Below are 5,186 nucleotides of genomic sequence, written 5' to 3'. Positions count from 1 at the left end.
CAGGAGTTCGGGGACCGGGGCAACGTCCTCGACTTGTCCGGGTACCTCTCCGACGAGATCCGGGGAGACATCCGCGAGGGCGCGTGGGACACGGTCACCTACGACGACGCCGTCTACGGCGTGCCCTTCCTGCAGGAGTCACAGGTGATCTTCGCCAACGCCACGATCCTGGAGGAGGAAGGCATCGAGCTGCCCACGGCGGACGACCCGTGGACGTGGGACGAGTTCGCCGACGTGGCAGCCGAGCTCACCACCGACGACCGGTACGGCGCGGTGTACCCGCTGAAGTCGCCGACCAACCGGATCCTCAACCTGTCCCGCAACTACGGCGCGGACTTCTTCTCCGACCCGGCCGGCGAAGCGTCGGCCGTCTTCGGTGATGCGGAGGGCGAGGTGCTCAGCCGGATCCACGACATGATCTACAGCGAGGAGATCGCCGCTCCGGACGGGCTGGGCATGTCCTCGACGGATGCGCTGCCGGCGTTTTTCGACGGGCAGTACGCCATGCTGCCGGGGGCGATCTGGCTGCGCCAGCAGCTCATGGAGCAGGCGCCGGACGACTTCGAGTGGGTCACGCTGCCTGCGCTGGTCGGAGACAGCCAGCAACAGGGCGCGGTGGCTCAGACGATCTCGGTCTCGGCCGACACGGAGTACCCGGAGTACGCGGTGCAGTTCATCGAGTACTTCCTGAACGCGGAGAACCAGGTCGAGCTGGCGGCCGGCGACTGGCTGCTGCCGACCAGCCAGGAGGCCGCGGAATCGCCCGAGCTAAACGACGCCGAGACCGGGTGGGACGTGGCGACCGCCACTGCCGACCAGCTGGAGATCGCACCGTTCCAGCAGGTCAAAGGGTTCGAAGAGTGGAAAGCCAAGGTCTCCGAGCCGAGTCTGCAGGAGTTCTTCGCCGACGAGATCTCGCTGGAGGAACTCGGCGAGAGGCTGACCGGTGAAGGCAACGAGATCCTGGAGCGGTACCGCAGGTGAACCAGACCGACCGTGCCCGGGGCTGCCTCGTGGGGCTGGCCATCGGCGATGCGATGGGCGCCCCGGCCGAGAACATGACGGCCGAGGCGATCGCCGCCCGCTGGGGTGAGGTGACCGGATTCCTCACCGATGCCCGATCCGGCACAGACGACACCGAGTACGCGGCGTTCAGCGCGCTACTCCTGCTCGAGCATGGGTCCGCGTTGACCAGCGAGCACGTCGCCGACGCCTGGGTCGAGCACCTCGCCGGCCGTACCGGTGGCTTCCCCGGAGCGGGTTTCAGCGAGCTGGGCACGGTCGAGAACCTGCGGGCAGGGCTACGCCCGCCGGCCAGCGGCGAGCACGTGCACTCGTGGAGCGACGGGCTGGCCATGCGAGCAGCGGTGCATGGGGTGTTCGCCGCTTCAGATCCGGCGGAAGCGGCCCGGCTCGCCGCTGTCGATGGTGCGGTCAGTCACTCCGGCGAGGGCGTCTACGCCGGACAGGCCGTCGCCGCCGCGGTGGCGACGGCGATGTCCGGTGCCGATGTCGAGACGATCGTCGACGCCGCGGTCCAGGTGGTCCCCGCCGACAGCTGGACCGCTCAGGCGCTGATCCAGGCCCGGGTCTGCGTCGAGAACGCGGTACGTTCCGGCCGCTCGCTCGACGTTCCCGCCCTGCTCGAAGCCCTGGTGACCCGCCGCTACCCCTGGACCGACCTTGGCCCGGAGGCCGTGGGACTGGCGTTCGCCGCCTTCATCGCCGGCGACGGCCGGTTCGACACGGTCGTTCCCCGAGCTGTCTCGATGGGCCGGGACGCCGACACGACGGCCGCGATCTCCGGTGCGCTGGCCGGGGCACTGTGTGGACACGGCTCGATCCCGCCAGAGTGGGTGGAGATCGGGCCGGTCACCGGCCGCTGCCTCGGCGATGTCGTCCGCGGCCTGATGCTGTCCGACCTGGCCGAGCGACTCGTGGAGGTGCACGATGCCGAGTGAGGACCACAACGTCCCGCACAACGAGGCCTCCGACGCTCGCTTCGCGGGACGCTACACAGGGGCCGATCGTGCGGCCGGCGCGATCCTCGGGCTCGCCATCGGCGACGCCGCGGGGTGGCCGGCGCGCCAGCACCGTTCGCACCGGCTGCCCGCTTGGACGCGGCGGCTGCGGCGGGAGCTGGACGTGTTCGCCGAGACACAAGACGTCACGTCCCTGCCGGTGCCGTTCGCGCTGAATCAGGACCCTGAACCCCTGCGGTTCGGACCCAGCGACGACGCCGAGTGGTCTGCCTGGACCCTCACCTGGCTCCTCCGGCTAGGCGCGGCGGACCAGCAGGCAGACGCCCCGACGTGGTCAAGAGAACAGGTTCATTCCATCTGGCTCGACGCGGTTGAGACAGACACGGTACCTAGAGGCCGGATCAGCGTGGCGACGGCAGCCGACTCGCTCCGCAAAGGCGTCCGCCCACCCCGGTCCGGCTATGACAACCCGCACCACTTCGACGACGCCGCCGCCATCAGGGCCGTCGCGATCGGCTCCATGCTCGACTCTCCTGACCTGGCCGCCGACGTCGCCGAGTGGGACGCCGAGGTGACCAATGCCGGCGACGGCCTGTACGCCGCCCGCGCCATCGCCCGAGCCATCGCGTCGTCGAGGCTGCTCAGCGTAACCACAGACGAACGTGCGACGCCAGCGGAAGACGAGGGGAGCGAGGGGAGAATTCGCTCCATGGTGTGGCGGGCATCGGCGACGACGAGCTCTAGCGAGGAGGAGCCGCTGGGCGGGGAGGGAAATCTCCCCTCGCTCCCTGCGCAAGTTGAGCGTGGCGGCGCGCTGCATGAGAATCTGTTGCGCGAGCTGCCGGAGAACACGTTGATCGGGCGCACCACGCGGGCGGCACTCGACGCCGTCGCCGGCACAGCATCACCAGCAGAAGCGGTCCCGCTGCTCGACGACGTAGTCGACCGGGTGTACTCCTACGGTACGGCCGCCGCACAGACCGTCGCGGTGGCGTCGGCCATGGCCGTGGTCGCGGTCCGCGCAGGCGCACCCTCGATCGACGCCGTAACGGCGGCTGCCTGCCTGCCGTCGCTGGCGGACAGCGCACCGGCCCTGACCGGAGCCCTGGTCGGTGCGGCACACGGCGCGTCGTCGTTCCCGGACAGCTGGGTGCGGCGGTGCCGGGTGCTCGTGGGTTGCTGCGCGCCTGCCCTGGCCGGCGTCGACCTGTTAGAACTGATGAAAGGGAACATGGGTGAGCAGTGATACTGGGCTGACCAGCCGAGCCGTGGGATGCCTCCTCGGGGCGGCGGTCGGCGATGCTCTCGGCGGCGCCACCGAAGGGTGGTCGCCCGCGCAGATCCGGGAACGATGGGGCGGCTGGGTCGAAGGCATTGTCCCGCCGTACTTCCCGGACTGGCGGACCGCCCGCCCGATCGCGCCTTACCACAAGGGCGATGGGCACATCACCGATGACACCCTGATGACGCACCTCATGGTCGATGTCTACGACCAGGCGAGGTCACACCTGACGGCGTATGACGTAGCCGAGCGGCTGGTGCCGCTGATGCTCGGGAAGCAGGTCTGGATTCCCGAGCTCGAAACCGAGGCATTGCCGCTGCAGCGGGTGTTCCTCGCCGAGAAGTACATCGCCCTACGGCTGCACTGGGGGCATGCGGACCCGCGCGAAGCCGGCGTCGGTAATGCGGTGAACTGCGGTGCTGCGATGTACATCGCCCCGGTCGGCATCGTCAACGCGGCCGACCCCGACGCCGCCTACGCGGAGGCGCTCGACGTGACCGGTGCGCATCAATCGTCGTACGGCAGGGAAGCCGCCGGCGTGATGGCCGCGTGCGTGGCCGAGGCGGCTCGCCCGGGCGCGACCGTGGACGATGTCATCGCGGTGGCGCTGCGGCTGGCGAAGGACGGCACCCGGGCGGCGATCGATGCCGTCGTCGAGGCGGCCTCCGGCGCGCGGCACTGGACCGACGCGGTCGAGTCCGGCCAGTTGCGCAAGGCGATGCGGCCACATGACACGGTAGGCGAGGACTACCGGGACCAGGGTCTGGGTGCCCGCCGGCCGAGCCGGTTGCACAGCATCGAGGAGCTGCCGATCGCGCTCGCGATGCTGGTGATCAGCGGCGGGAATTGGCGAGATGCGGTGCTCGGCGGGGTGAACTACGGCCGCGATTCCGACTCCATCGCCTCCATGGCCGGTGCGATCGCCGGCACGCTGGGTGGACGCGACGTCGTCCCGGCGGACCTGTCGGACGCCGTGGCCGAGGCGAGCCGGACTGACCTGGTGACGCCGGGAGTGCGCCTGGCCGAGGTGACCACCGAGATCCGGTCCGCCGACCGCAAGCAGCGAGACGCCGTCGACGCGGCGTTCCGGGGCCTGGCCGAGGAGTAGGTTGACGAGATATGCGCCTGACCTGGATACAGCCAGAAGACTTGGTGGGGCACGCGCTGCACCAGGCCGACCAGGACCGTGTCGACGTGGACGATCTGCGTGCCCGGTGGGTGGACGCCGGCGGCGACCCCGCGCCGCTGCATTCGGGCGCGTCTGACGCGCCGGCGCCCGATTCACTGCGAGCGCTCGCGGTCGAGGTTCTGGACGAGATCGATATGCGGCCGTCGCCGTTCGACGCCGACGAACCCACGGACCTGGCGGACATCCAGGTGGTAGCACCGGCCTGGACGGGGAAGGCGGTCGATCCGGGGAATGCCGGCACCGCCGGATCGAGGGCATCCGATCGGATCGTCGAGCGGATGCACGGCGCCTGGATGGGCAGGGCTGCCGGCTGCCTGCTCGGCAAGCCGGTCGAGAAGATCCCGAGACGTGGGATCCGCGAGATTCTGGAGGCGACCGGGCGCTGGCCGCTGAACGGCTGGTTCACCGAGGATGGTCTGCCGGACGACGTCGCGGCGCGCTGGCCGTGGAACCGGCGGAGCGCCGTGACCAGTCTGGCCGAGAACATCGACGGCATGCCGGAGGACGACGACCTCAACTTCCCGATGCTGAATCTCTCCCTGCTGGAGGCTCACGGTGCCGCGCTCGACACCGAGGACGTGGCAGTGGCCTGGCTGGCGGAGCTTCCCGCGGGCCGGGTGTTCACCGCCGAGCGGGTCGCCTATCGCAACCTTCTGCTCGGGGTCACGCCGGGGCGCACGTCGCTGGTGCGTAACCCGTTCCGGGACTGGATCGGTGCGCAGATCCGCGGCGA

The 5,186-nt window shown here is 70.1% G+C and carries 5 protein-coding genes; all 5 read left to right on the top strand.

Features of this window, described 5'->3' with window-relative positions:
* The coding region (locus ELR45_RS23455) for an extracellular solute-binding protein (protein ID WP_165368040.1) at positions 1-984 on the top strand (984 nt) is incomplete at its 5' end.
* On the top strand, positions 981-1,961 hold the full coding sequence (locus tag ELR45_RS23450; RefSeq protein WP_205857125.1) for an ADP-ribosylglycohydrolase family protein: 981 nt from the start codon (positions 981-983) through the stop codon (positions 1,959-1,961). The genes ELR45_RS23455 and ELR45_RS23450, both read left to right, overlap by 4 nt.
* Positions 1,951-3,228, top strand: a complete 1,278-nt coding sequence (locus ELR45_RS23445) for an ADP-ribosylglycohydrolase family protein (RefSeq protein WP_129668511.1) — start codon at positions 1,951-1,953, stop codon at positions 3,226-3,228. Before ELR45_RS23450 ends, ELR45_RS23445 begins: the two co-directional genes overlap by 11 nt.
* Positions 3,218-4,372, top strand: coding sequence for an ADP-ribosylglycohydrolase family protein (locus ELR45_RS23440; protein WP_129668510.1), 1,155 nt, complete (start codon positions 3,218-3,220; stop codon positions 4,370-4,372). Before ELR45_RS23445 ends, ELR45_RS23440 begins: the two co-directional genes overlap by 11 nt.
* An 11-nt stretch (positions 4,373-4,383) precedes the next feature.
* Positions 4,384-5,186 (top strand): ADP-ribosylglycohydrolase family protein (locus ELR45_RS38835; RefSeq protein ID WP_205857124.1); only part of this gene is annotated, 803 nt, incomplete at its 3' end.

Source organism: Phytoactinopolyspora endophytica (assembly GCF_004138495.1).
Taxonomy (GTDB): Bacteria; Actinomycetota; Actinomycetes; order Jiangellales; family Jiangellaceae; genus Phytoactinopolyspora; species Phytoactinopolyspora endophytica.
Note: the sequence above shows the minus strand (reverse complement) of the source record. Positions and strands in the feature narration are given on the sequence as shown.

Excerpts from the sequence above, each read along its gene's own strand:
- ELR45_RS23445 (WP_129668511.1), top strand. The coding sequence starts at position 1,951 with ATGCCGAGTGAGGACCACAACGTCCCGCACAACGAGGCCTCCGACGCT.